We start from the raw sequence: 22,777 nt of genomic DNA, 5'->3' as shown, positions 1-22,777 counted from the left end.
CCTTCGCGTGCAGGCTCTCCCTTAACCTCGGGCTTAGCGGCGGGCCGGCGCGCGCGGGCCCGTCTTACGCTTGCCGCGCAGCTGCGACTTTTCGATCAGGCTTTCATACTGATGTGCCAGCAGATGCGACTGAACCTGGTTGATCGTGTCCATCGTCACCGACACCACGATCAGAACCGACGTGCCGCCAAAGTAGAAAGGCAGACCGATATTGGCGATCAGGAATTCCGGCAGCAGACAGACGGCAGCCAGATAGGCCGACCCCAGAACAAGCACGCGATTGGTCACATAGGTGAGGTAATCTTCGGTCTTCTTGCCAGGGCGGATGCCCGGGATAAAGCCGTTCTGCGTCTTCAGGTTCTCGGCCACTTCATCAACTTTGAAGCTGACATTATGGGTGTAGAAATAGCTGAAGAACACGATCAGCAGACCCAGAGCCAGGGCGTGCAGCGGCGTGCCGTAGCCCAGATACAGCGCAATCCAGCTGATCACCGGGTTCGTTGTATTGCCCGAGAAAGTGCCGATGGTGGTCGGCAGCAGAAGGATCGACGAGGCGAAGATCGCCGGGATAACGCCGGCCGGGTTGACCTTGATCGGCAGATGCGACGAGCCGCCGTCATAGACCTTCATCCCCACCTGGCGGCGCGGATACTGGATATGGATCTTGCGCAAAGCGCGTTCCATGAAGACGACGAAGGCGATGACGATGATCACCATCACGATCACGCCAAGGATCACCGGGGTCGAGATCGCGCCCGAACGGCCCTGTGCGAGGAAGTTCATCAGCGCGGCCGGGATCTCGGCGACGATACCGACGAAGATGATCAGCGAGATGCCGTTGCCGATGCCGCGGGCGGTGATCTGCTCGCCCAGCCACATCAGGAACATGGTGCCGCCGACCAGGGTGATCACCACGCCTGCGATGAAGAACATTCCCGGATTATGTGCCAGATCACCAGCCTGCAGCGAGGCGGCGATGCCGTAAGCCTGGAAGACCGCCAGCAGCACGGTGCCATAGCGGGTATACTGGTTCAGCTTCTTGCGACCCAGCTCGCCCTCTTTCTTGAGGTTCTTCCAGGGCTCATACATCGTGCCCAGCAGCTGGACGATGATCGAGGCCGAAATATAGGGCATGATGCCAAGGGCGAAGATGCCCATCCGGCTCATGGCGCCCCCGGTAAACAGGTTCAGCATCCCGCCGATCCCCTGCCCCACCTCGGCCCAGGTGCGCCGCAAAGCCTCACCCTCGATGCCAGGCACCGGGATATAGGTGCCAAGCCGATAGATGATCAGCAGGCCGATGGTAAAGAAGATGCGTTGGCGAAGATCGGTCGCCTTGGCCAAAGCCCCCCAGGAGAGGTTGGCGGCCATTTGCTCTGCGGCAGATGCCATTTCCGGTCTCTTTCATGGACAGCGCCGCCGGACCGTTTTATCCGGGTCCGGCGGCGCAGGAAAACGTGAGTGAGATGTAAGCGACGATGACGCCGCTCACAACCGCTTTGTTGGCTTATTCAGCCGCAGCGTCAGCCTTCACCGTGATCGAGCCGCCAGCGGCCTTGATGGCCTCGACAGCAGCGGCCGAAGCGCCGGTCACGTTCAGTTTGACAGCCGATTTGATCTCGCCCTTGTTCAGGATGCGGATACCGTCGCGCTTGTTGGTGGTCAGGCCAGCTGCAACCAGCGCGTCCTCGTTGATCTCGGCTTTGATGTCGAGTTTGCCCATATCGATGAATTTCTCGATCAGGCCAAGGTTGACGACTGCGTATTCCTTACGGTTCGGCTTCGAGAAGCCGCGCTTGGGCAGGCGGCGATAGAGCGGCATCTGGCCACCCTCGTAACCACCAATAGCCACACCCGAACGGGATTTCTGGCCTTTGATACCGCGCCCTGCGGTTTTACCTTTGCCCGAACCCGGACCGCGTGCCACGCGCTTTTTCTTACGGGCGGCGCCGGCGTTGTCGTGAAGTTCATTCAGTTTCATGTCGCATACTCCTGGCCGGAACGACCCCGCCTGCGACGGATGGGGCCAACACGGCATTTCTTGGTTGTGAGTCGCAGCCCGCTGGGCCACGCTGGCGCCTATAGACCACCACCCAGCCCCTGGCAAGCCCGGCGTCACTACTGGCGCCTGACCCCTGAGCGCGGCACGGTCGGACATCACCCCTGGCCGGGGCACGAACCCGGCCATTTGCTCAGGATCCGCTATGACCGCCTCCCCTTCCGCTGCCCGCCTTACTGCCCTTGTCGCAGCCCTCAGCCTGTCACTCTCGCCGCTTGCAGCTGTTGCGCAAGAGCCGGCTGCGCCCGGCGGGGCAGCCCTGCCCGAAGCCGCGAGCGCAGCCGAGGCCCCCGCCACGACCGAAGATTATGTCGCCGCAGTGATCGCACGGATCAACAGTGTCAGGCTGAACACCGCGACGCTGAGAGACGCAGGCATAGCCGGTGACTTCACGACACGCGTCGACTTTACCACCGGCGCCGATGGCCGCCTCGTCTCCAGCGCGGTCTCGGAAAGCTCGGGTCAGCCGATGTTCGACAATATCGCCATGGCCCAGATCCGGTCCGCCGAGCCCTTCCCGCTATTCGCGCCGGATATGGGCGATGCGGATCGCAGCTTCTCGATCCTCGTCACCAGCAATATCCCCGCCCTGCCGGAATCCCCCGCCGAAGAGGACGCAGAACCGGCGGCAGAGTAACTCAGAGGCTGGCCAGCCAGTCACACCAGACCGAGGGCGCGCTGCGGCTCAGGGCGATGTCGCGGGCGCGCTCCGCCATGTCCCGGATCCCGGCCCCGCCGGTCGCAATGTGTTCCATCGCGGCGGCCAGCGCCTCCGGGCTTGCGGGCGGCAGCAAAAGAGCGGTGGCCGGGTCGACATAATCCCGCACCCCGAGCGAATCGGTGATCGCCAGCGGCACGCCCAGCATCTGGGCGCCAACCAGCGTGATATGGCCATTGGGCGTGCGGCCCTCGCGCAGCGGCAACAGCATCCCGGCTGCGCCGCTGACCAGCCCCCAGGCCTCGGCCGCCGGCAGATTGGTAAAGGCCTTTACATTGGGCGGCAGTTCCAGCCCGGCAAGGTTATAGGGCCGCGCGATCACCACCAGCCGCAGATCGGGCCGCAGCAGCGCGGCCTGCAGCAGCGTCGGGTAGTCGCGCCCTTCGCCGCCGAGCGCCACCAGCCAGGGCTGATCGAAGGGCGCCGCCACCGACCCGGGTCGTGGCACCTCCATCGCCCAGGGCAGGAAGGTGAATCGCTCGGGCGGCAGGCCAAAATGGCGCGCATAGAGGTCGCGCTCAAAATTCGAGAAGATGACGAATTCATCGACACGGGACAGGGCCGCGCGATAGGCGCGCAGTTTTTGCCCCTGCGGCAGATCGGTAAAATTGAAGGCAAATGCGATATGCCTTATCGCTGCCCCGCTGCGTGATCCCGGCCCCGCCAGCATGGCCAGCCGCAACGTCGCGCCCGGCAAATGGCTGACCAGCACCGCGTCTGACCGCCCTCGCGCCGCCCTGACCGCGCGGCGCGCCGCAGCCCATGAATTCAGCCGGAGCCCCCAGGAGCGGCTTCCCGGGGCGATGACATGGCATTCCGAACTCAACCCCGGGGTCTGGCAGGACGGATCCGGAAAACGCCAGTCAGGCCCCATCAGTTCGGAAAAATTTACCAGATGCACGCGCGGCCCCTTCGTATTGCGGCGCCATCCTGGCGGCAGTGGCGCAAAAAGAAAACGCCCCGGTCGCGGGGACCGGGGCGTTTTCAGAAATCGTCAGAGGCTCAGCCGCGCTCTTCGATGATCTTCACAAGATGCGGGATCTTGTTGACCATGCCGCGCACTGCCGGAGTATCTTCCAGCTCGCGGGTGCGGTTGATTTTGTTCAGGCCAAGACCGATCAGGGTCTGGGTCTGGATCGCAGGGCGGCGGGCTGCCGAGGCGTATTGCTGGACGACGATGGTTTTCTTGGCCATTTCGATCAGCCTCCCACAGCTTCGGGAGCCGCTTCGGTTTCCGGCTTACGCAGGATCTCGGCGACTTTCTTGCCACGACGCGCAGCAACCGAACGCGGCGAGTTCTCTTTCGAGAGGCCTTCGAAGGTGGCGCGGATCATGTTGTAGGGGTTCTGCGAGCCGAGCGACTTCGCAACAACGTCCTGCACACCGAGCATCTCGAAGACAGCGCGCATCGGGCCGCCGGCGATGATACCGGTACCTGCAACAGCGGTCCGCATCACGACTTTACCAGCGCCGTGACGGCCCTCGATGTCGTGGTGCAGCGTGCGGGCGTCTTTCAGCTGCACACGGATCATCTGGCGCTTGGCCTGCTCGGTGGCTTTACGGACAGCCTCCGGCACTTCTTTCGCCTTGCCCTTGCCGAAACCAACGCGGCCGCGCTGATCGCCGACAACGACGAGCGCTGCAAAGCCAAAGCGCTTACCGCCCTTGACGGTTTTCGACACGCGGTTGATCGCGACGAGGCGATCTGCGAATTCCGGGGTCTCTTCGCGACGGTCGTCACGACGCTCCCGGCGGTTATCACGTTCTGCCATGTGACAGAGTCCTTTCCGTGAGTGGCACGGGCGAGCCGCGCCTGATTTGGGTCAATCCTAGTGAGTGACGGCCACAGGGGCCGCCCTCCCGGATCATCGGGGTGGCGTGACCGCCACCCGCAGGATCAGAACTTGAGGCCGCCTTCGCGTGCAGCTTCTGCCAGGGCTTTGATTTTGCCATGGAACAGGAAGCCACCGCGGTCGAAGTAAACTTCTTTCACACCGGCTGCTTTGGCGCGTTCTGCAATCGCTGCACCCACTTTCGCGGCTGCTTCGACGTTGTTCTTGCCAACGACGCCCAGTTCTTTTTCCAGCGAAGACGCGGCTGCCAGGGTCACGCCCTTCACATCGTCGATCAGCTGAACGCTGATGTTTTTCGACGAGCGGTGAACGGAGAGACGCAGACGACCTGCATTCGCCGATTTGATTTTGTTCCGTACGCGCAAGCGGCGCTTCAGGAACAGCTCTCGTTTGTTCAAAGCCATTTTTGCGCCCCTTACTTCTTCTTGCCTTCCTTGCGGAAGACGAACTCGCCCTTGTAGCGGATCCCTTTGCCCTTATAGGGCTCGGGACGCTTCCAGTTGCGGATGTTCGCTGCCACCTGGCCGACTTCCTGCTGATCGATGCCCTCGACGGTGATCTCGGTGGGCTTCGGGGTCGTAACGGTGATCCCCTTCGGCACTTCGAAATTCACTTCATGCGAGAAGCCCAGAGACAGTTTCAGAACATTGCCAGCCATCGCCGCGCGATAACCAACGCCCTGAATTTCCATCTCTTTCTTGAAGCCGGTGGTCACACCGGTCACAAGATTTTCGATCATCGAACGCGACATGCCCCATTGCTGACGGGCAATTTTGGAAAGGCCACGCGGGGTGACTTTCACTTCATTGCCCTCAACAGTGACCGACACATTGTCGCCAGCGGTGAAGGAACGGGTGCCTTTCGGCCCCTTGACTTCGATGGTCTGGCCGGAAACGGACGCGGTAACGCCCTTTGCCAGCTCTACGGGTTTTTTGCCGATACGAGACATTAAACCCTCCTCAGAAGACGGTGCAAAGCACTTCGCCGCCAACATTGGCCGCGCGCGCATTTGCATCCGAGAGAACGCCCTTCGGGGTCGAGACGATCGCGACGCCAAGCCCGTTGCGGACCGACGGCAGATCTTCGACGCCCATATACACGCGACGGCCCGGCTTGGAGACCCGCTTCAACTCGCGGATAACCGGCTCGCCTTCGTAGTATTTCAGGCTGATGGTGAATTCGCCCTGACCATTCGAGGTCTCGGCCTTTTCATAACCGCGGATGTAACCTTCTGCGAGCAGCACGTCGAGGACGCGGGCACGCAGGGTCGAAGCCGGGGTCGAAACCGTGGACTTGCCGCGCAGCGACGAGTTACGGATACGGGTCAGCATATCGCCGATGGGATCATTAACAGGCATCTGCTCTCTCCCTTACCAGCTCGACTTGACCATGCCCGGGATCTGGCCGAACGAGGCCAGGTCACGCAGCTTGATCCGCGACAGTTTCAGCTTACGGTAGTAAGCATGCGGACGACCCGTCAGCTGGCAACGGTTGTGCATGCGCACAGCCGAAGAGTTGCGGGGCATCTCAGCCAGTTTCAGAGTCGCCGCAAAGCGCTCTTCAATCGGCTTCTCTTGGTCATTGATCACCGCCTTGAGTGCAGCGCGCTTGACAGCATGACGAGCCGTCAGCTTCTCGCGCTTCACTTCGCGGTTCACCATGGATTTCTTAGCCATGTTTCAGGTTCCTCGCGATCAGGCCGTGAACGGCATGTTGAAATGCTTCAGCAGGGATTTTGCTTCGGCATCCGACTTGGCGTTCGTGCAGATGATGATGTCCATACCCAGAACCTCATCGACTTTGTCGAATTCGATTTCCGGGAAAACGATGTGCTCTTTCAAGCCCATGGCGTAGTTGCCATTGCCGTCAAACGAGGTGCCTTTCACGCCGCGGAAGTCGCGGACGCGCGGCAGGGCCACGTTGATCAGACGATCAAGGAATTCATACATCTTGTCGCCGCGCAGCGTGACTTTGGTGCCGAGCGGCATCTCTTCACGAACGCGGAAGCCTGCGATGGATTTCTTGGCCTTGGTGATGACGGCCTTCTGGCCGGCGATCAGCGAAAGCTCCTCGGAGGCCTGTTTGACCTTCTTGGTGTCTTTCACCGCTTCACCAACGCCCATGTTCAGGACGATCTTTTCCAGACGCGGGATCTGCATGTCGTTCTTATAGGAGAATTCCTCCTTCAGAGCGGCGCGGATCTTGGTCTTGAACTCAGCCTTCAGACGCGGGGTATAGGTTGCTTTATCCGACATCAGATAGCCTCCCCGGTGGTCTTGGCGAAGCGGATCTTCTTGCCGTCTTCCTCACGGAAGCCAACGCGGGTCGCTTTGCCGTTTTTGTCCAGGAGCGCGAGGTTCGACAGGTCGATCGGCATCGCTTTCGGGATGCGGCCGCCCTGGCTGCCTGCGGATTGCTTGGTGTGACGGATCGCGATGTTCACGCCATCAACCACAGCTTTGCCGGCTTTCGGCGAAACAGACGAGATCTCGCCTTGTTTGCCCTTGTCCTTGCCGGTCAGAACGACGACGGTGTCGCCTTTTTTCAGCTTAGCAGCCATATCACAGCACCTCCGGCGCCAGCGAGATGATCTTCATGAAGTTCTTCGCGCGCAGCTCACGAACCACCGGCCCGAAGATACGGGTACCGACCGGCTCGCCCTGATTGTTCAGGATGACGGCAGCATTGCGGTCGAAACGGATGGCGGTGCCATCTTCACGACGAACTTCTTTCGCGGTGCGAACGACGACGGCTTTACGCACGTCACCTTTCTTCACGCGACCTTTAGGAATCGCCTCCTTGACCGACACCACGATGATGTCGCCCACGGATGCGTAGCGGCGGTGCGAGCCGCCCAGAACCTTGATGCACTGAACCCGGCGGGCGCCGGAGTTATCAGCTACATCCAGATTGGTCTGCATCTGGATCATTTGGTTTCTCCCGACCTTCGGGGACAGCGATCAACCGCCCCGGGGTATCGCTCAGTTGTAGCTGAACGGTATGGAGAGGACTGATTGCTCAGGCCTCGACCACCACCGTCCAACGCTTCGTCTTCGAAATCGGCGCGCACTCTTCGATACGAACAGTGTCACCCACTTTGAATTTGTTTTCCGCGTCATGGGCGCGGTATTTCTTCGACTTACGGACCGTTTTCTGCAGCAGCGGGTGCTTGAAACGACGCTCGACCGAGACAGTGATGGTCTGCTCGTTCTTGTCGGAGGTCACGGTGCCAGTCAGGATGCGCTTCGGCATGGGTCTGATCCTTACTTCGCAGCTTCAGCGGCTTTTTGGCCGAGAACGGTTTTGATACGGGCCACTTCGCGGCGCACGGTGCGCATGCGGGCGGTGTTCTCAAGCTGGTTGGTCGCTTGCTGGAAGCGCAGATTGAACGCTTCTTTCTTGAGCGCAACAAGGCTGTCACGCAGCTGGTCCGGGGTTTTCCCGGTCAGTTCTTTGGCGGTCATTCGCCTTTTCCTTTTACATTCACCAGAGGGCCCCGACATGTGGCCGGGTGACCTTTGACCTGGTGGATCAATGAATCACCTGCGAATCCCGGTCACCCGGAATCCGCAGGATGGGTTCCCCTACAGGAGGCATCGATAAAGGGCAAGCCAAATCCCCTGATTTTCCTGGCGGGACTGCTGCACTCAGCCGAACTGGGCCGAGTCAAGCGTCAGCGGCGCGATCACCAGCCGGTGAACGCCACCGGCCTCCTGCACCCGGGCGGCAATCGCTTCGGGCGCCGGCAGCGGGCGGCGTGACGAGAGCAGGGTCTCGTAGCGACGCATACCGCTTTCCTGATCCATCTGGTAGCCGACGGCGCCACAACGGATGCCCTGCCGCGCCAGGAGCTCTTCCAGCTCGCCGACGGTCAGTGTTGCTGCCGTGGTCAGCTCGACCTCAAGCCGCGCAACAGGCGAAGGCGGCGCGAGCCACTGAAACACACGCAGCACCACAAGGACCAGTACGGTGATCGCCGCACCGACGAGGCCCAGCCCCAGCAGGCCGGTCCCGAATACAATCCCGAGCGCAGCCGTCAGCCAGAGCGAGGCGGCAGTGGTCAGCCCCTGAACCGAGCCGCCCTCGCGAAAGATCACCCCTGCCCCAAGAAAGCCCACCCCGGTCAGGATCGCATGTGGCATCCGCGACATGTCCGAGACCACCTGGGTCCCTGCCGGCAGATAGGCCACCCATTCCGCCATCCTCAGCCCGAGAATGGTCATCAGGGCCGCAGCAAAGCATAACAGCGTGTGGGTTCTGATCCCGGCGGGCTTGCGGTTCAGCTCTCTCTCCGCCCCAATCAGCCCTCCGGCCACGAGGCTGCACATAAGCGGGATCATCACATCGCGATCCTGCAATGCGGTCAGAACGGTCTCAGGGGTCATGGAAAGCTCCGGTCAGAGGTGTCGTGCTCAACCCCGGTCCTCAAGAACAGTTCCCCCCGGCCCTGAGCCGCCGGTGACTTATCGCCTGTCACCGCGACCACAAACGAAAAGGCCCCGGCGCAATCGCGCCGGGGCCCCTCTAAGCCCGGATACGGGCCTGTTCTTACCAGTCTTCGCGCGCGACGATGCGCGAGGTGACCGGCAGTTTCATCGCGCCGAGACGCAGGGCTTCACGAGCGATTTCCTCGTTCACACCGTCGATCTCGAACATGATGCGGCCAGGCTTCACCTTGCAGGCCCAGTAATCGACCGAGCCCTTACCGGACCCCATCCGGACCTCGGTCGGCTTTGCCGAAACCGGGGTATCCGGGAAGATACGGATCCAGACACGGCCCTGACGCTTCATGTGACGGGTGATCGCGCGGCGGGCCGCTTCGATCTGCCGCGCCGTGACGCGCTCGGGTTCGGTCGATTTCAGAGCAAACGAGCCGAAGTTCAGGGTGGAGCCGCCTTTGGCTTCGCCCTTGATGCGGCCCTTGTGCATCTTGCGGAATTTAGTGCGCTTTGGTTGCAGCATTGTTCAATACTCCTCAGGCGCGCTCACGGTCGCCACGCTCACGGCGCGGACCGCGGGGTGCCGGAGCATCCGCTGCCTCTGCCAGGCGACGATCGTGGGCTTGCGGATCATGCTCAAGGATTTCGCCTTTGAAGATCCAGACTTTCACACCGATGATCCCATAGGGGGTTTCGGCTTCCGACAGCGCATAGTCGATGTCAGCACGAAGCGTATGCAGCGGCACGCGGCCTTCACGGTACCATTCGGTACGCGCGATTTCCGCACCACCCAGACGACCAGCCACGTTCACACGGATGCCGAGGGCGCCCATGCGCATCGCGTTCTGCACGCCACGCTTCATCGCACGACGGAACGACACACGACGCTCCATCTGTTGTGCGATCGACTCGGCCACCAGCTGGGCATCGACTTCGGGCTTGCGCACTTCGACGATGTTCAGATGCAGGTCCGAGGCGGTGAAGGCCGCGACCTTCTTGCGAAGCGTCTCGATGTCAGCGCCTTTTTTGCCGATGATCACACCCGGACGCGCCGAGTAGATGGTCACGCGGCACTTACGGTGCGGACGCTCGATGACGACTTTCGAGATGCCGGCCTGTTTGGCTTCCTTGTGGATGAACTCACGGATGCGGAGATCTTCCAGAAGCAGGTTGCCGAAATCTTTCGATTCAGCGAACCAGCGGCTGTCCCAGGTACGGTTGACCTGAAGGCGCATGCCGATCGGATTGACCTTCTGACCCATTATGCCGACTCCCCGGACTGACGAACCTTGATGGTGATTTCGCTGAACGGCTTCATGATTTTGCCGAAGCGACCACGAGCCCGCGGACGGCCCCGCTTCATCACCAGGTTCTTGCCGCACCAGGCTTCCGCCACGATCAGGCTGTCAACGTCGAGACCATGGTTGTTCTCGGCATTGGCAATCGCGGATTGCAGGACTTTCTTCACTTCGCCAGCGATACGACGCTTGGAGAAGGTGAGGTCGGCCAGCGCCTTGTCGACTTTCTTGCCGCGGATCAGACCCGCAACCAGATTCAGTTTCTGGGGCGAGGTGCGCAGCATACGTGCCACGGCCATCGCCTCATTATCCGCCACGCGGCGCGGATTCTTTTCCTTACCCATGGCTTACTTCCTCTTGGCTTTTTTGTCGGCAGCATGCCCGTAATAGGTACGGGTCGGCGAGTATTCACCGAATTTCTGACCGATCATGTCCTCGGTCACCGCGACCGGAACGTGTTTTTTGCCGTTATAGACGCCGAAGGTAAGTCCGACGAATTGCGGCAGGATGGTGGAACGGCGCGACCAGATCTTGATCACTTCGTTCTTGCCCGACGCGCGCGACGCTTCTGCCTTTTTCAGGACATAGCCATCGACAAACGGGCCTTTCCAGATGGAACGTGCCATGGATCAGCGCCCTTTCTTCTTGGCGTGACGCGAGCGGACAATGTATTTGTCCGTCGTCGAGTTGGTGCGCGTACGGGCGCCCTTGGTGGGTTTGCCCCAGGGCGTAACCGGGTGACGACCACCGGAGGTCCGGCCTTCACCACCACCATGCGGGTGGTCGATCGGGTTCATCGAGACGCCGCGGACAGTCGGACGCACGCCCTTGTGGCGCATACGACCGGCTTTACCGAAGTTCTGGTTCGAGTTGTCGGGGTTCGACACGGCACCGATGGTTGCCATGCATTCCTGACGGACCAGACGCAGCTCGCCCGACGAGAGGCGGATCTGCGCATAGGAGCCGTCACGACCGACGAATTGTGCGTAGGTGCCTGCGGCGCGAGCCAGCTGACCACCTTTGCCGGCTTTCAGTTCCACGTTGTGCACGATGGTACCGATCGGCATGCCCGAGAAAGGCATCGCATTGCCGGGCTTCACGTCGACTTTGGCGCCGGCGACAACAGAGTCACCAACGGCAAGACGCTGGGGCGCGAGGATATAGGCCTGCTCGCCGTCAGCATAGCGCACCAGCGCGATGAATGCGGTGCGGTTGGGGTCGTACTCGATCCGTTCGACGGTCGCGGCGACATCCCATTTTGCGCGTTTGAAATCCACGATGCGGTAGAGGCGCTTTGCCCCGCCGCCCTGGTGGCGCACAGTAATCCGTCCGGTATTGTTCCGACCACCATGTTTACGCAGACCTTCGGTCAGCGCTTTAACAGGGCGGCCCTTCCACAGCTCCGAACGGTCGATCAGAACCAGCCCGCGCTGGCCTGGCGTCGTAGGTTTATAAGACCTGAGTGCCATGTTCTCTGTCTTCCGTTTGCTTCATGGGCCATAAGTGCCGCCCGCTGATCTTGCGACCTGAAGGTGGCTTTTCGGCCCGGGGTTAAGGGCTCCGAAGATCCCCGGCTGAGTTGCCTTGCCCCTTCAGGTGAAAGAGGTCGGCAAAACCAAAGACCCCCGGACGAATCCGGGGGCTTTGGGATGGAGGGCTGGTAACAGAAAGAAGTTGAGGCGGCAACCGCTCTGTGCGCTTTTTCCGCTCCCCCTGCCCCGCCCTAGCGCTGCGCGGTGACGAAGAGCTCTTCGGTCGCCGCGTCATAAGCGATATATCCCACAGTGTCGGGCTGCGCCGCGCCGCTGCCGATCTCGACCACGGTGCCGTCGACGGGGCGGATATGGCCGATCAGCAGCTGGTCGGCGACCCCCTCTTCAATCAGCGCGACAAAGGCGCCATCTTTCCAGACCGCGATCCTGCCATCGAAGAACTCGCAGCCGCCACCGTCTTTGGGCGTAGCGATGGCGGCGAAGCTGACCAGTTCAAAGTCGTAGAACGTGACCTCACTGGTCACCACCCAGTCGCCATCAGCGAGGATCTTGCCGGGGGCCGAGAGGTCATCACTCGCCGGGTAGCACTGGTTCTCAGCCTGGATCCCGACCGGGTTGCCGGTCACGGCCTCGCCGCCGCTGACGAGGAAGTCCGCCGTCTCGCTGGAGACCATAAAGGCATGTCCTGCGAGAGGCAGGAGGGAAAGGCTGAGTGCCGCAATGGCGGTTTTCGACAGCGACATGTTCACTCCGGTTTTATGACGCGGCTCAGGGCCTCTCAATGTTGCGGCTCCGGCCGGGTGCCTTTGTGCCTCCCCCTGTGCCCGGCCTCAACGCAGGTATCCCCTGGTTGACAAATGACGGCAACGCCCCGCCTGGCCGCCAGAAAGCCCGCTTTGGCCGGTCCGCCAGCGGGCAGCACCCCCTGACACCGATTGCGGGCCGGAGTGGCACAGCGCAATGCCCCACAACGAAAAAAGCCCCCGCTTTCGCAGGGGCTTTCAATTTCACCGATCTGACGATCAGAGGCCGGTCGACACGTCGATCGTGTTGCCCTCTTCGAGGGTCACATAGGCCTTTTTCACGTCCGAACGCTCACCGGCGCGGCCGCGGAAACGCTTGGCCTTGCCTTTGGTGATGGTGGTGTTGACGGCTTTGACCTTGACGCCAAAGACAGCCTCAACGGCCTCTTTGATCTGCGGCTTGGTCGATGCCATCGCAACCTGGAACACAACCGCGCCATTTTCCGAGGCCATGGTGGCTTTCTCGGTGATGACCGGCTTGCGGATCACGTCGTAATGTTCGGGTTTCGCGCTCATTTCAGGCGAGCCTCCAGAGCTTCGATACCTGCTTTGGTGATCACGAGCGTGTCACGCTTCAGGATATCATAGACATTGGCGCCGATGGTCGGGAGCACGTCCACGCCTTCGATGTTGCGCGCAGCCAGTGCGAAATTCGCATCAACCGTTGCACCATCGATGACCAGAACGCGTTTCCAGCCACGCTCGCCCAGGGTTTTGGCCAGAAGACCGGTTTTCGCATCGGCCAGCGCGAGGCTGTCGAGGATCACCAGTTCGCCGGCTTTGGCCTTGGCCGAAAGCGCGTGACGCAGACCGAGCGCACGGAACTTCTTCGGCAGGTCATGGGCGTGGCTGCGGGGCTGCGGGCCCTTATAGACACCACCGTGACGGAAGATCGGAGCTTTCTTGGACCCGTGACGTGCGCCACCGGTGCCTTTTTGCTTGTAGATCTTCTTGGTCGAGTAGCTGACATCCGATTTACCCAGCGTCGAATGGGTACCGGCCTGTGCTTTCGCACGCTGCCAGCGGACCACACGGTGCAGAATGTCGGCGCGCGGCTCAAGGCCGAACAGCGCTTCGTTCAGGTCAACCGAACCGGCTTTGTCGCCGTCGAGTTTGATCACATCAAGTTTCATGCTTCACCCCCTTCGACTGCTTCCACAGCCGGAGCAGCAGCACCCGCGAGCGCCTTGACGGCAGCCGGACGCGGAGCGTCAGCATGCGGAGCCTTTTTCACGGCATCCTTGACAGTGACCCAGCCGCCGGCCGAACCGGGGACAGCGCCCTTGACGAGGATCAGACCACGCTCTGCATCCGTCTTTACGACCTGCAGGTTCTGGGTGGTGACGCGAACGGCCCCCATATGGCCAGCCATCTTCTTGCCTTTGAACACCTTGCCGGGGTCCTGGCACTGGCCGGTCGAACCGTGCGAACGGTGCGAAACCGACACACCGTGCGACGCGCGAAGACCGCCGAAGTTGTGACGCTTCATCGCACCCTGGAAGCCTTTACCAAGCGAGGTACCGGCGACGTCGACGAACTGGCCCGAAACGTAGTGCTCGGCCGAGATTTCGGCGCCCACTTCGATCAGGTTGTCAGGCGAGACGCGGAACTCGACCAGCTTGCGCTTGGGGGCGACATTCGCTTTCGCGAAATGGCCACGCTGCGCGGCAGTGGTGCGCGAAACTTTGGCAGTGCCGGCGCCGAGCTGAACAGCGGTATAGCCGTCAACCTCGTCGGTGCGGTTTGCCACGACCTGAAGGGCGTCAAGCTGCAGCACCGTGACCGGGATCTGCTTGCCGTCTTCCAGGAACAGCCGAGTCATGCCCAGCTTCTTTGCGATAATACCGGAACGCATTTTTGCCCCCTTACACCTTGATCTCGACATCCACGCCAGCGGCGAGGTCGAGCTTCATCAGCGCGTCCACGGTCTGGGGGGTCGGATTGACGATGTCGAGAAGACGCTTATGGGTACGGATTTCCCACTGGTCGCGCGACTTCTTGTCGATATGCGGACCACGCAGAACCGTGAATTTCTCGATTTTGTTCGGCAGCGGGATCGGCCCGCGGACTTCTGCACCGGTGCGCTTGGCCGTGGAAACGATTTCCTGGGTGCTGGCATCCAGCACGCGGTAATCGAAGGCCTTGAGGCGGATGCGAATGGTCTGACCTTGCATTGCTTCTTCCTTCGGAACGTCATGATGAGGCCAGGATGGCCGCATCCGATAGGTTCACATGTTGACGGTCTTTTTCTCTGAACGGGCGGAACAAACTACCCACCCGAAGAATCAGGCAGACGGCACTTTCCAGCGCCGCGCGCCCCTTTTGCACCAAAGCATGAGGAAATCAAGGCCCCTGCCCTGCGAATCGCCGAAAACACCTGAAGAGGCTGGGCCCTCTTCCTGCCCCTTCACCCCTGACTTCTGTGGAATACACCCGCCCGGGGCTTGCGACAAAAAAAGGCCGCCCCGAAGGGCGGCCTCTGGATCACAAAGCCCGAAGGCTTCAGATCACTTGATGATTTTGGCAACGACGCCTGCACCAACGGTGCGGCCGCCTTCGCGGATTGCGAAGCGCAGTTTCTCTTCCATAGCGATCGGCGCGATCAGTTCGACTTCGAACTTCAGGTTGTCGCCCGGCATCACCATTTCGGTGCCTTCCGGAAGCTTGACCATGCCGGTCACGTCCGTGGTGCGGAAGTAGAATTGCGGACGGTAGTTCGCGAAGAACGGCGTGTGACGGCCACCCTCTTCCTTGGTGAGGATATAGGCCTCAGCCTCGAAAGTGGTGTGCGGCAGAACCGATTTCGGCTTGCACAGAACCTGACCACGCTCGACGCCGTCACGGTCGACGCCGCGCAGCAGCGCGCCGATATTGTCGCCGGCCTCACCGCGGTCGAGCAGCTTGCGGAACATTTCCACACCGGTGCAGATCGACTTCGAGGTCGGGCGGATGCCGACGATCTCGACTTCGTCACCGACGTTGATCACGCCGCGCTCGATACGACCGGTCACAACCGTGCCACGGCCCGAGATCGAGAACACGTCTTCGATCGGCATCAGGAAGGGCTGGTCAACAGCGCGCTCCGGGGTCGGGATATAGGCGTCGACAGCCGCGATCAGTTCGCGGATCGAGTTCTCGCCGATCTCCGGATTGGTGCCGTTCATTGCAGCCAGAGCCGAGCCTTTGATGATCGGAATATCGTCGCCCGGGTATTCGTAGGACGACAGAAGCTCGCGGATTTCCATCTCGACGAGTTCCAGCAGTTCCGGGTCATCAACCTGGTCGACCTTGTTCATATAGACGACCATGTAGGGGATACCCACCTGGCGGCCGAGCAGGATGTGCTCGCGGGTCTGCGGCATCGGGCCGTCAGCGGCGTTCACCACGAGGATCGCGCCGTCCATCTGGGCCGCACCGGTGATCATGTTTTTGACGTAGTCGGCGTGGCCGGGGCAGTCAACGTGAGCGTAGTGACGCGACTCCGACTCATACTCAACGTGTGCGGTCGAGATCGTGATGCCGCGGGCGCGCTCTTCCGGAGCACCGTCGATCTGGTCATAGGCTTTGAAGTCACCGAAATACTTGGTGATCGCGGCCGTCAGGGTCGTCTTGCCGTGGTCAACGTGGCCGATCGTGCCGATGTTGACGTGCGGTTTGTTCCGTTCAAACTTTGCCTTTGCCATCCTGGCCGCCCTTGCTCTGCGGAGCCCCCCTCGCGGGAAACCCCTGGTTCACTCGGGCGGCGACTTAACGATGGCGACAGGGAAAATCAAGTGTCCGTTGGTGTCGCGTCCATCGCATCACCCCTTCGGAGCACGCTTTGCTGCGGTCGCGCTCTTGCCCGCGGGCAAAGCGGCTGCGGTCGCGGCTGCAGCCGGATCCTGGGCCTTATCTTCTGCGGGCTTCGCCTCTGCGGCTTCGATTTCGGCCTCACGAGCGGCAAGCAGTTCTTTTTGTTCGTCTTTTGTCTGGCCAAACCAGTCGGGATGTTCCAAAAGCCAGGCCTCGATCTTCTGCACCGCATTATAGCTCAGCGCCTCCATCTGCTGGGCCTTGGTGCGGGTCAGACCTGTGCCGATCACGCTTTCCCCCGACAGCCCCTCAAAAATGGTGAATTTTTTACCCTCGTCATTGAGCTTTTTCGCCTTCGCGTCGTCCCAGATATTGGCGGTGATGGCGAGCACGGATTTCGGAGCGGCAACGACCGGGATTCCCGGAGGGGCAAGCGCATAGCCATCGACGGAGATGCCGATATTGTAAATGCGGCTGCCCTGATAACGTTTTTGCCCGAAGCGGTCATCGACCGCTTTCTGCATCACCTTCTGCCATTCCTCGGGCGTCGCATCGCGCGAGATCGGCACTTTCTGCACATTGTCTGCCACGATGATGTTGTGGCCCAGCACAAAATCACCAAAGGGCATCGGAGGCTCGTTCAGATCTGCCTTCCCGCCACAGGCGGCCAGCGAGCAAACAAGGGCGAAAGAGGCAAATCCGCGCAGATACAAAGCAGAACTCCGGTTGAGACGCCCCACCGATATCCGAGCCAGAGGCAACAGGCAAACCCGCACACGACCGGCCCGCCAGAAGACAAATTCCTTGCAAAGGAATTTGGCCGGAATTTTACGATAAAATTCCGGTTGCGCCTCAGTTGAACCGGTTGTCGCGGGGGAAGCCGCGCGGAGCCATCTTGCCGGTCCCGGCCCGCGCGCCGATCCATTCGCTCAGATCGGTCTCGAGCCGGGTGCGGCCAGCCGGGTCTTTCCAGCTCAGGCCATCGGCCAGGGTAAAGGTGATTGCATCCGACAGACCGCCATCTTTGTATTTCTGCAGTCTGACGCCCTTGCCTTTGACCATCTCGGGGAGCTGTACCAGCGGGAAGACCAGCAACTTGCGGTTCTCGCCCACCACAGCGACGTGATCGCCGCTCACCTTGCGGCACATCGCGGATTTCACCCCGTCTTTCACCGTCAGCACCTGCTTGCCCGCCTTCGTCTGTGCCAGCAGCTCTTCTGCGGCCACGACGAAACCATCCCCGGCCGTCGAGGCGAGCATGTATTTCTCGCCCGGACGATAAAGGATCAGATCGGTGATATCGGTGTCATTTGCCAGATCGACCATCAGGCGCACGGGTTCGCCCATACCGCGCCCGCCAGGCAGATTAGCGCCGATCAGGGTAAAGAAGCGGCCATTCTCGGCCACAAGCAGGATCTTGTCGGTGGTCTCGGCATGGAAGGCGAAACGCGGCCCGTCGCCATCCTTGAATTTCTGCTCGGCCGCCAGATCGACATGGCCCTTCATCGCGCGGATCCAGCCCATTTTGGAACAGATCACGGTGATCGGCTCGCGCTCGATCATCGCCTCAAACGGCACTTCCTCGACGGAACCTGCATCGGCGAATGCGGTACGGCGGGCGCCATGCACCCAGTCCTTACCGAACTTGCGCCGGATCTCTTCCAGCTCTTCACCAATCCGCGTCCACTGTTTTGCGTCCGAGGCCAGCAGATCGGCAAGCCCCGCCCGCTCCAGGATCAGCGTATCGCGTTCGGCGCGCAGCTCCATTTCTTCCAGACGGCGCAAAGACCGCAGCCGCATATTGAGAATCGCCTCGGCCTGGACCTCGGTCAGATCGCCAGGCGCGCGCGGCTTCGGACCTTTGTAGTCCTTTTCCGACAGCGCGCGCGGATAGGTTCCGCCCCAGAGCTCGGCCATCAGCGCGGCTTTCGGGTCGCTGTCATAGCGGATGATGTCGATCACCCGGTCAAGGTTCAGATAGGCGATGATAAAGCCTTCGAGCACCTCGAGCCGGTGGTCGATCTTTTCAATCCGATGCGTCGAGCGCCGGCGCAGCACCTCGCGGCGGTGGTCGAGAAACGCCCGCAGCACCTCTTTGAGCGAACAGACGCGCGGCACGCGACCATCGATCAGCACGTTCATGTTCAGGCTGAACCGGGTTTCCAGATCGGAATTGCGATAGAGCATCCCCATCAGCATCTCGGGGTCGACATTGCGGGCGCGGGGTTCCAGCACCACGCGGACATCCTCGGCGGATTCGTCGCGCACATCGGCCAGCAGCGGCACCTTTTTCAGGTGGATCACCTCGGCCAGTTTCTCGATCAGCTTCGACTTCTGCACCTGATAGGGGATCTCGGTCACGACGATCTGCCAGGCCCCCCTTCCCAGATCTTCGATCTCCCATTTCGCGCGGATGCGGAAGGCGCCGCGCCCGGTGGCATAGGCCTCGCGCATCGATTCTTTCGGCTCGACGATCACGCCGCCGGTCGGAAAATCGGGGCCCGGGATATGGTCCATCAGCCCGTCAATGCTGATTTCGGGATCCTTCAGCATCGCGTGACAGCCGCGGATCAGCTCGTCCAGGTTGTGTGGTGCTATATTTGTCGCCATACCCACCGCGATGCCGGATGACCCGTTCGCCAGCAGATTCGGGAAGGCCGCCGGCATCACAACGGGTTCTTCCAGCGTGCCGTCATAATTCGGGCGGAAATCGACCGCGTTCTCGGCCAGCCCCTCCATCAGGGTCTCGGCCAGCGCCGTCAGACGCGCCTCGGTGTAGCGCGACGCCGCCGGACTGTCGCCGTCGATATTGCCGAAATTGCCCTGGCCATCGACCAGCGGGTAGCGGACGTTGAATTCCTGCGCGAGGCGCGCCATCGCATCATAGATCGCGCCATCGCCATGCGGGTGATAATTGCCCATCACATCGCCGACGATCTTGGCGGATTTCCGGAAGCCCCCGGTCGCCGAGAGCTTCAGCTCGCGCATTGCATAAAGGATTCGCCGGTGAACCGGCTTCAGCCCATCGCGCGCATCGGGCAGCGCCCGGTGCATGATGGTGGACAGCGCATAGGTCAGATACCGCTCGCCAATCGCCCGCGAGAGCGGCTCGACTTCGGTTGCACCCAGGGAATTGTGATCGTCATCTTCGTCGGACATGGATCTTGTCTAGGCCGAGGCCCGGGGCTGGTCCAGTCGGTTTTCGCGCAACAACGTGCGGTCCGCGCCGGGCATGAGGATTTTGCTGCTGATTTTTCACCCTGATCTGTGTTAGACAGGGGGTGCTGCTGCCAAATTCCGAAAGTCTGCCGATGTTGCGCTATGTCTTGCCGCTTTCTGCGGCCATGTTCGTCACTCTGCTGGTTGCCGGCGAGGACAAGGGCCAGATGCGCCCCGGTCTTGCCCGTGCGGTCGCGACCGGGGAAGAGATCGTGCTCGTCACCCGCACCTTCTCGCCCACCGTCACTGTCGCGCCCGAACCCGAGCGCGTCCAGCTCTCCGCCACAGATCTGCCGCCGCCGGTCGAGCTGGCTGCGGCCCCGGCAATCGCGAGCGTGCCGAAGGCCGAGCCCACCGCGCCGGCGCCAAAGCCCGTTTTTACCCTGTCTTCACTGCCTGATCCCAGCGGTGACACAGCGACACTTGATGCTACGGCCGCCGGATCCGCAGAGATGTCTGCCCCGGCTGCGCCCACCATGGCGGAAACCTCGCTTTATGCCGATCCGACCGATGGCGGCGCGCTTTCGCCCGACCCGTCCGCCGCCTATGACAGCCCCTCTTATGACGGCCTTTCCAATGACGGGCCGGCAATGAACGGCGATATCCGTACCGTTTCGGCCAGTTCGGTCAATGTGCGGCTTGGCCCTTCGACCGATTCTTCGGTGGTCGGCCGCCTTTCCGAAGGCGAAGCCGTCCGCGTGATCGGCGCGGTTGATTCGGAATGGGTCGAGGTGGCGATCGAAGGCGACGGAATCTACGGCTATGTCGCTTCGCGCTTCCTGACCGACGCCTATTGAAAGCGGGCGGGGTTTCACCCCTGCCCCCTGGGGCGATCTTCATTTGACGCTGCCCGGTCTTTGCCCATAAGGCTTTGGAAAAAAGACGGGCAGAGCAATGGACAGATCGATTCTCATCACCGGATGTTCCTCCGGCATCGGGCTGGATGCGGCACAGGGCATGAAGGCCCGTGGCTGGCGCGTTTTCGCCACCTGCCGCCAGGAGGCCGATTGCGAAAGGCTGCGCGAACAGGGGTTCGAGAGCTTTCGCCTCGATTATTCCGATGAACCCAGCATCGCGAGCGCCATCGACGAGATCCACGAGCGCAATGGCGGCCGGCTTGGCGCCCTGTTCAACAATGGCGCCTTTGCCTGCCCCGGCGCGGTCGAAGACCTGCCTCGCGGCGCCCTGCGCGAGATTTTCGAGGTCAATCTCTTCGGCTATCACGACCTGACGCGCCGGGTGATCCCCCTGATGCGCGCCGCTGGTGCCGGGCGGATCGTCAACTGCTCCTCGGTGCTGGGACTGGTGCCGATGAAATGGCGCGGCGCCTATGTGGCAACGAAATTCGCGATGGAGGGGATGACCGATGTGTTGCGCCTTGAGATGCGCGGCACCGGAATTGACGTCGTGCTGATCGAGCCCGGCCCGGTCACCTCGCGCATCCGCGAAAACTCGATCCCGCATTTCGAGAAATGGATCGACTGGGAAAATTCGGCGCGCTCCGACGAATATCGCACCCTGCTGCACCGGCTGTACGAGGCGAAAAATGCGCCTGACCGCTTTGAGCTGCCGCCTTCGGCGGTGACGGCGGCGCTGGTGAAAGCGGTGGAAAAGCCGCGCCCAAGGGCCAGATACTACGTGACCAAAGCCACCTGGCTGATGGCTTTCGCGCGCTGGCTGCTGCCGCGCCCCATGCTGGACTGGCTGATCGCGAAAGGCTGAGACAGCAGTTTCACCCTTCGCATTCCCCCCTTTGCGCTTTAGGCTTTCCCCCGTGGCACTGTTGTGCCGCCGGGCGCACAGAAAGAGCACACCATGTTGAGAGATCCCCTTTTCCTCCTCGCGGCCTTTGCTGCGCTTGTCGTCGCCGCGATCCTCATCTTCGGTATCGGCACCTTCGCCAAAGGTGGTGATTTCAACCGGCGCAACGCGAATAAGATCATGCGTTGGCGCCTTATCGCTCAGTTCATCGCCGTCATCCTGCTGGTCGCCTTTGCTTGGTTCCGGCATTCGGGCAGCTGAGGCGGCGCAAGGTCAGGGAGAAACCATGGTCGTTCTGTCAAAAATCTACACGCGCACCGGGGACAAGGGCGAAACAGCCCTGTCCAATGGCGCGAGAGTGCCGAAACATGCGACCCGCGTCTCGGCCTATGGCACGGTAGACGAGACCAATGCGACCGTGGGCCTTGCCCGGCTGCATGCGACAGGCGAAGTCGCGCTGGCGCTGGCCCGGATCTCGAACGACCTCTTTGATCTTGGCGCCGATCTTGCGACGCCGGACCGGCATCTGGACGAGACCCTCTCTTATACGCCGCTGCGGATGATTGCGCCCCAGGTTGACCGGCTGGAGCGCGAGATCGACGCGATGAACACCCGGCTGACGCCTTTGCGCAGTTTTATCCTGCCCGGGGGATCGCCGCTGGCGGCCCAGTTGCATCTGTGCCGTACGGTCTGCCGCCGGGCCGAGCGGCTGGCAGTGGAGCTTGCCGGCGAAGAGGATGTGAACCCCGATGCGGTGCGATATCTGAATCGTCTGTCGGACTGGTTTTTCGTGGCCGGCCGCATTGCCAATGACGATGGTCAGTCGGATGTGCTCTGGGTGCCAGGCCTGACACGTGGCGATGCCAAACCGGATGGCGCCGCGGGCTGATCGCCCCCTTCACACATCTGATCGAAAAGACGCATCAGTAACGCGACGCAGTGCATCCGGGACGTGTCGCTTTTTGCTGTAGAATCGTTTCCCCCTGCGATAACACTCCTGCCGGGAGCTTGTGAGGGGCGTGCGAACGCCCCCTGAAATGGAGATTTACCGCATGAAGGTCCTCGTGCCTGTCAAACGGGTGATTGACTACAACGTGAAGGTCCGTGTGAAGGCGGATGGTTCGGGTGTCGATCTTGCCAATGTGAAGATGTCGATGAACCCCTTTGACGAGATCGCTGTAGAAGAAGCGATCCGCCTGAAGGAAAAGGGCATCGCCACCGAGGTCGTGGTCGTCTCGATCGGCGTCAAACAGGCGCAGGAAACGCTGCGCAACGCGCTGGCGATGGGCGCGGACCGTGCGATCCTGATCGAAGCCGCGTCCGACGTGCATACCGATATCGA

General features: G+C 61.4%; 34 protein-coding genes. 6 read left to right on the top strand and 28 right to left on the bottom strand.

Annotated elements, in window-relative coordinates; genetic code table 11:
- Positions 1–33: 33 nt before the first annotated feature.
- Positions 34–1,392, bottom strand: coding sequence for a preprotein translocase subunit SecY (gene secY, locus AC4FS3_RS22725; protein ID WP_491022428.1), 1,359 nt, complete (start codon positions 1,390–1,392; stop codon positions 34–36).
- 115 nt (positions 1,393–1,507) lie between these two features.
- A complete protein-coding gene (rplO, locus tag AC4FS3_RS22720) occupies positions 1,508–1,981 on the bottom strand; it encodes a 50S ribosomal protein L15 (RefSeq protein WP_283176073.1) in 474 nt (157 codons plus the stop codon).
- Positions 1,982–2,204: 223 nt separating this feature from the next.
- On the opposite strand from rplO, the gene AC4FS3_RS22715 reads away from it, so the two are divergent.
- Positions 2,205–2,696, top strand: coding sequence for an energy transducer TonB (locus AC4FS3_RS22715; protein WP_491022427.1), 492 nt, complete (start codon positions 2,205–2,207; stop codon positions 2,694–2,696).
- Position 2,697: 1 nt separating this feature from the next.
- Here the strand turns inward: AC4FS3_RS22715 and AC4FS3_RS22710 are convergent, their stop codons facing one another.
- The 26 genes from AC4FS3_RS22710 to AC4FS3_RS22585 all read right to left on the bottom strand — a co-directional run bounded on the left by AC4FS3_RS22710 (position 2,698) and on the right by AC4FS3_RS22585 (position 19,614).
- On the bottom strand, positions 2,698–3,678 hold the full coding sequence (locus AC4FS3_RS22710; RefSeq protein ID WP_491022426.1) for a glycosyltransferase family protein: 981 nt from the start codon (positions 3,676–3,678) through the stop codon (positions 2,698–2,700).
- Positions 3,679–3,779: 101 nt separating this feature from the next.
- The gene (gene rpmD, locus AC4FS3_RS22705; protein WP_092899209.1) at positions 3,780–3,971 is read right to left on the bottom strand and encodes a 50S ribosomal protein L30; all 192 of its coding nucleotides are present in this window, start codon (positions 3,969–3,971) and stop codon (positions 3,780–3,782) included.
- Positions 3,972–3,976: 5 nt separating this feature from the next.
- The gene (rpsE, locus tag AC4FS3_RS22700; RefSeq protein ID WP_198837600.1) at positions 3,977–4,549 is read right to left on the bottom strand and encodes a 30S ribosomal protein S5; all 573 of its coding nucleotides are present in this window, start codon (positions 4,547–4,549) and stop codon (positions 3,977–3,979) included.
- Between the two features lie 125 nt (positions 4,550–4,674).
- Positions 4,675–5,034 carry a 50S ribosomal protein L18 gene (gene rplR, locus AC4FS3_RS22695; RefSeq protein ID WP_491022425.1) on the bottom strand — a complete coding sequence of 120 codons (360 nt, stop codon included), beginning with the start codon at positions 5,032–5,034 and terminating at the stop codon, positions 4,675–4,677.
- 11 nt (positions 5,035–5,045) lie between these two features.
- Entirely contained in the window at positions 5,046–5,579 is a 534-nt protein-coding gene (gene rplF, locus AC4FS3_RS22690) for a 50S ribosomal protein L6 (RefSeq protein ID WP_092899215.1), read from the bottom strand.
- Between the two features lie 10 nt (positions 5,580–5,589).
- Positions 5,590–5,988, bottom strand: coding sequence for a 30S ribosomal protein S8 (gene rpsH / locus AC4FS3_RS22685; protein ID WP_198837598.1), 399 nt, complete (start codon positions 5,986–5,988; stop codon positions 5,590–5,592).
- Between the two features lie 12 nt (positions 5,989–6,000).
- Positions 6,001–6,306 carry a 30S ribosomal protein S14 gene (gene rpsN, locus AC4FS3_RS22680; protein ID WP_198837597.1) on the bottom strand — a complete coding sequence of 102 codons (306 nt, stop codon included), beginning with the start codon at positions 6,304–6,306 and terminating at the stop codon, positions 6,001–6,003.
- 18 nt (positions 6,307–6,324) lie between these two features.
- Positions 6,325–6,885: a 50S ribosomal protein L5 gene (rplE, locus tag AC4FS3_RS22675; protein WP_283176076.1), complete on the bottom strand. Its 561-nt coding sequence runs from the start codon at positions 6,883–6,885 to the stop codon at positions 6,325–6,327.
- Positions 6,885–7,190 carry a 50S ribosomal protein L24 gene (rplX, locus tag AC4FS3_RS22670; protein WP_092899223.1) on the bottom strand — a complete coding sequence of 102 codons (306 nt, stop codon included), beginning with the start codon at positions 7,188–7,190 and terminating at the stop codon, positions 6,885–6,887. The genes rplE and rplX overlap by 1 nt, the downstream gene beginning before the upstream one ends.
- A gap of 1 nt (position 7,191) precedes the next feature.
- Entirely contained in the window at positions 7,192–7,560 is a 369-nt protein-coding gene (gene rplN / locus AC4FS3_RS22665) for a 50S ribosomal protein L14 (RefSeq protein ID WP_013066055.1), read from the bottom strand.
- A gap of 88 nt (positions 7,561–7,648) precedes the next feature.
- The gene (gene rpsQ / locus AC4FS3_RS22660; RefSeq protein WP_092899225.1) at positions 7,649–7,882 is read right to left on the bottom strand and encodes a 30S ribosomal protein S17; all 234 of its coding nucleotides are present in this window, start codon (positions 7,880–7,882) and stop codon (positions 7,649–7,651) included.
- A gap of 11 nt (positions 7,883–7,893) precedes the next feature.
- Entirely contained in the window at positions 7,894–8,094 is a 201-nt protein-coding gene (gene rpmC, locus AC4FS3_RS22655) for a 50S ribosomal protein L29 (RefSeq protein WP_092899227.1), read from the bottom strand.
- Positions 8,095–8,277: 183 nt separating this feature from the next.
- Positions 8,278–9,015 carry an MgtC/SapB family protein gene (locus AC4FS3_RS22650; protein WP_491022424.1) on the bottom strand — a complete coding sequence of 246 codons (738 nt, stop codon included), beginning with the start codon at positions 9,013–9,015 and terminating at the stop codon, positions 8,278–8,280.
- Positions 9,016–9,178: 163 nt separating this feature from the next.
- The gene (gene rplP, locus AC4FS3_RS22645) at positions 9,179–9,592 is read right to left on the bottom strand and encodes a 50S ribosomal protein L16 (protein WP_092899232.1); all 414 of its coding nucleotides are present in this window, start codon (positions 9,590–9,592) and stop codon (positions 9,179–9,181) included.
- A gap of 13 nt (positions 9,593–9,605) precedes the next feature.
- The gene (gene rpsC / locus AC4FS3_RS22640) at positions 9,606–10,331 is read right to left on the bottom strand and encodes a 30S ribosomal protein S3 (protein WP_092899234.1); all 726 of its coding nucleotides are present in this window, start codon (positions 10,329–10,331) and stop codon (positions 9,606–9,608) included.
- Complete coding sequence (rplV, locus tag AC4FS3_RS22635; RefSeq protein ID WP_198837594.1) at positions 10,331–10,711, bottom strand: 50S ribosomal protein L22; 381 nt, start codon at positions 10,709–10,711, stop codon at positions 10,331–10,333. The genes rpsC and rplV overlap by 1 nt, the downstream gene beginning before the upstream one ends.
- Before the next feature lie 3 nt (positions 10,712–10,714).
- Positions 10,715–10,993 (bottom strand): 30S ribosomal protein S19, encoded by a 279-nt coding sequence (gene rpsS / locus AC4FS3_RS22630; protein ID WP_092899238.1) that lies wholly within the window; start codon positions 10,991–10,993, stop codon positions 10,715–10,717.
- Between the two features lie 3 nt (positions 10,994–10,996).
- Positions 10,997–11,836, bottom strand: a complete 840-nt coding sequence (gene rplB, locus AC4FS3_RS22625) for a 50S ribosomal protein L2 (protein ID WP_198837593.1) — start codon at positions 11,834–11,836, stop codon at positions 10,997–10,999.
- Positions 11,837–12,090: 254 nt separating this feature from the next.
- Entirely contained in the window at positions 12,091–12,603 is a 513-nt protein-coding gene (locus AC4FS3_RS22620) for a hypothetical protein (RefSeq protein WP_491022423.1), read from the bottom strand.
- A gap of 279 nt (positions 12,604–12,882) precedes the next feature.
- Positions 12,883–13,179, bottom strand: coding sequence for a 50S ribosomal protein L23 (locus tag AC4FS3_RS22615; protein WP_124085136.1), 297 nt, complete (start codon positions 13,177–13,179; stop codon positions 12,883–12,885).
- Positions 13,176–13,796, bottom strand: coding sequence for a 50S ribosomal protein L4 (gene rplD / locus AC4FS3_RS22610; protein ID WP_092899246.1), 621 nt, complete (start codon positions 13,794–13,796; stop codon positions 13,176–13,178). Before rplD ends, AC4FS3_RS22615 begins: the two co-directional genes overlap by 4 nt.
- The gene (gene rplC / locus AC4FS3_RS22605) at positions 13,793–14,518 is read right to left on the bottom strand and encodes a 50S ribosomal protein L3 (protein ID WP_491022422.1); all 726 of its coding nucleotides are present in this window, start codon (positions 14,516–14,518) and stop codon (positions 13,793–13,795) included. Before rplC ends, rplD begins: the two co-directional genes overlap by 4 nt.
- Positions 14,519–14,528: 10 nt before the next feature.
- Positions 14,529–14,837 carry a 30S ribosomal protein S10 gene (gene rpsJ, locus AC4FS3_RS22600; RefSeq protein ID WP_092899250.1) on the bottom strand — a complete coding sequence of 103 codons (309 nt, stop codon included), beginning with the start codon at positions 14,835–14,837 and terminating at the stop codon, positions 14,529–14,531.
- Between the two features lie 333 nt (positions 14,838–15,170).
- Positions 15,171–16,346 (bottom strand): elongation factor Tu, encoded by a 1,176-nt coding sequence (gene tuf / locus AC4FS3_RS22595; RefSeq protein WP_283176081.1) that lies wholly within the window; start codon positions 16,344–16,346, stop codon positions 15,171–15,173.
- Positions 16,347–16,463: 117 nt separating this feature from the next.
- The gene (locus tag AC4FS3_RS22590) at positions 16,464–17,168 is read right to left on the bottom strand and encodes a hypothetical protein (protein WP_491022421.1); all 705 of its coding nucleotides are present in this window, start codon (positions 17,166–17,168) and stop codon (positions 16,464–16,466) included.
- Between the two features lie 139 nt (positions 17,169–17,307).
- Positions 17,308–19,614 carry a DNA topoisomerase IV subunit A gene (locus tag AC4FS3_RS22585; protein ID WP_491022420.1) on the bottom strand — a complete coding sequence of 769 codons (2,307 nt, stop codon included), beginning with the start codon at positions 19,612–19,614 and terminating at the stop codon, positions 17,308–17,310.
- 152 nt (positions 19,615–19,766) lie between these two features.
- Between AC4FS3_RS22585 and AC4FS3_RS22580 the strand changes: the two genes are divergently transcribed.
- The 5 genes from AC4FS3_RS22580 to AC4FS3_RS22560 all read left to right on the top strand — a co-directional run.
- Entirely contained in the window at positions 19,767–20,471 is a 705-nt protein-coding gene (locus tag AC4FS3_RS22580) for an SH3 domain-containing protein (protein ID WP_491022419.1), read from the top strand.
- A 97-nt stretch (positions 20,472–20,568) separates the two neighbouring features.
- Positions 20,569–21,396 (top strand): SDR family NAD(P)-dependent oxidoreductase, encoded by an 828-nt coding sequence (locus AC4FS3_RS22575; RefSeq protein ID WP_491022418.1) that lies wholly within the window; start codon positions 20,569–20,571, stop codon positions 21,394–21,396.
- Positions 21,397–21,489: 93 nt separating this feature from the next.
- Complete coding sequence (locus tag AC4FS3_RS22570) at positions 21,490–21,696, top strand: twin transmembrane helix small protein (protein ID WP_198838080.1); 207 nt, start codon at positions 21,490–21,492, stop codon at positions 21,694–21,696.
- Between the two features lie 25 nt (positions 21,697–21,721).
- On the top strand, positions 21,722–22,324 hold the full coding sequence (locus tag AC4FS3_RS22565; RefSeq protein WP_491022417.1) for a cob(I)yrinic acid a,c-diamide adenosyltransferase: 603 nt from the start codon (positions 21,722–21,724) through the stop codon (positions 22,322–22,324).
- A gap of 163 nt (positions 22,325–22,487) precedes the next feature.
- Positions 22,488–22,777 (top strand): electron transfer flavoprotein subunit beta/FixA family protein (locus AC4FS3_RS22560; protein WP_491022416.1); only part of this gene is annotated, 290 nt, incomplete at its 3' end.

This window comes from Pseudogemmobacter sp. TB195 (assembly GCF_058313095.1).
Note: the sequence above shows the minus strand (reverse complement) of the source record. Positions and strands in the feature narration are given on the sequence as shown.

Coding starts and splice junctions, on each gene's coding strand:
- secY (WP_491022428.1), bottom strand. CDS start 1,392: ATGGCATCTGCCGCAGAGCAAATGGCCGCCAACCTCTCCTGGGGGGCT.
- rplO (WP_283176073.1), bottom strand. CDS start 1,981: ATGAAACTGAATGAACTTCACGACAACGCCGGCGCCGCCCGTAAGAAA.
- AC4FS3_RS22715 (WP_491022427.1), top strand. CDS start 2,205: ATGACCGCCTCCCCTTCCGCTGCCCGCCTTACTGCCCTTGTCGCAGCC.
- rpmD (WP_092899209.1), bottom strand. CDS start 3,971: ATGGCCAAGAAAACCATCGTCGTCCAGCAATACGCCTCGGCAGCCCGC.
- rpsE (WP_198837600.1), bottom strand. CDS start 4,549: ATGGCAGAACGTGATAACCGCCGGGAGCGTCGTGACGACCGTCGCGAA.
- rplR (WP_491022425.1), bottom strand. CDS start 5,034: ATGGCTTTGAACAAACGAGAGCTGTTCCTGAAGCGCCGCTTGCGCGTA.
- rplF (WP_092899215.1), bottom strand. CDS start 5,579: ATGTCTCGTATCGGCAAAAAACCCGTAGAGCTGGCAAAGGGCGTTACC.
- rpsH (WP_198837598.1), bottom strand. CDS start 5,988: ATGCCTGTTAATGATCCCATCGGCGATATGCTGACCCGTATCCGTAAC.
- rpsN (WP_198837597.1), bottom strand. CDS start 6,306: ATGGCTAAGAAATCCATGGTGAACCGCGAAGTGAAGCGCGAGAAGCTG.
- rplE (WP_283176076.1), bottom strand. CDS start 6,885: ATGTCGGATAAAGCAACCTATACCCCGCGTCTGAAGGCTGAGTTCAAG.
- rplX (WP_092899223.1), bottom strand. CDS start 7,190: ATGGCTGCTAAGCTGAAAAAAGGCGACACCGTCGTCGTTCTGACCGGC.
- rplN (WP_013066055.1), bottom strand. CDS start 7,560: ATGATCCAGATGCAGACCAATCTGGATGTAGCTGATAACTCCGGCGCC.
- rpsQ (WP_092899225.1), bottom strand. CDS start 7,882: ATGCCGAAGCGCATCCTGACTGGCACCGTGACCTCCGACAAGAACGAG.
- rpmC (WP_092899227.1), bottom strand. CDS start 8,094: ATGACCGCCAAAGAACTGACCGGGAAAACCCCGGACCAGCTGCGTGAC.
- AC4FS3_RS22650 (WP_491022424.1), bottom strand. CDS start 9,015: ATGACCCCTGAGACCGTTCTGACCGCATTGCAGGATCGCGATGTGATG.
- rplP (WP_092899232.1), bottom strand. CDS start 9,592: ATGCTGCAACCAAAGCGCACTAAATTCCGCAAGATGCACAAGGGCCGC.
- rpsC (WP_092899234.1), bottom strand. CDS start 10,331: ATGGGTCAGAAGGTCAATCCGATCGGCATGCGCCTTCAGGTCAACCGT.
- rplV (WP_198837594.1), bottom strand. CDS start 10,711: ATGGGTAAGGAAAAGAATCCGCGCCGCGTGGCGGATAATGAGGCGATG.
- rpsS (WP_092899238.1), bottom strand. CDS start 10,993: ATGGCACGTTCCATCTGGAAAGGCCCGTTTGTCGATGGCTATGTCCTG.
- rplB (WP_198837593.1), bottom strand. CDS start 11,836: ATGGCACTCAGGTCTTATAAACCTACGACGCCAGGCCAGCGCGGGCTG.
- AC4FS3_RS22620 (WP_491022423.1), bottom strand. CDS start 12,603: ATGTCGCTGTCGAAAACCGCCATTGCGGCACTCAGCCTTTCCCTCCTG.
- AC4FS3_RS22615 (WP_124085136.1), bottom strand. CDS start 13,179: ATGAGCGCGAAACCCGAACATTACGACGTGATCCGCAAGCCGGTCATC.
- rplD (WP_092899246.1), bottom strand. CDS start 13,796: ATGAAACTTGATGTGATCAAACTCGACGGCGACAAAGCCGGTTCGGTT.
- rplC (WP_491022422.1), bottom strand. CDS start 14,518: ATGCGTTCCGGTATTATCGCAAAGAAGCTGGGCATGACTCGGCTGTTC.
- rpsJ (WP_092899250.1), bottom strand. CDS start 14,837: ATGCAAGGTCAGACCATTCGCATCCGCCTCAAGGCCTTCGATTACCGC.
- tuf (WP_283176081.1), bottom strand. CDS start 16,346: ATGGCAAAGGCAAAGTTTGAACGGAACAAACCGCACGTCAACATCGGC.
- AC4FS3_RS22585 (WP_491022420.1), bottom strand. CDS start 19,614: ATGTCCGACGAAGATGACGATCACAATTCCCTGGGTGCAACCGAAGTC.
- AC4FS3_RS22580 (WP_491022419.1), top strand. CDS start 19,767: ATGTTGCGCTATGTCTTGCCGCTTTCTGCGGCCATGTTCGTCACTCTG.
- AC4FS3_RS22575 (WP_491022418.1), top strand. CDS start 20,569: ATGGACAGATCGATTCTCATCACCGGATGTTCCTCCGGCATCGGGCTG.
- AC4FS3_RS22570 (WP_198838080.1), top strand. CDS start 21,490: ATGTTGAGAGATCCCCTTTTCCTCCTCGCGGCCTTTGCTGCGCTTGTC.
- AC4FS3_RS22565 (WP_491022417.1), top strand. CDS start 21,722: ATGGTCGTTCTGTCAAAAATCTACACGCGCACCGGGGACAAGGGCGAA.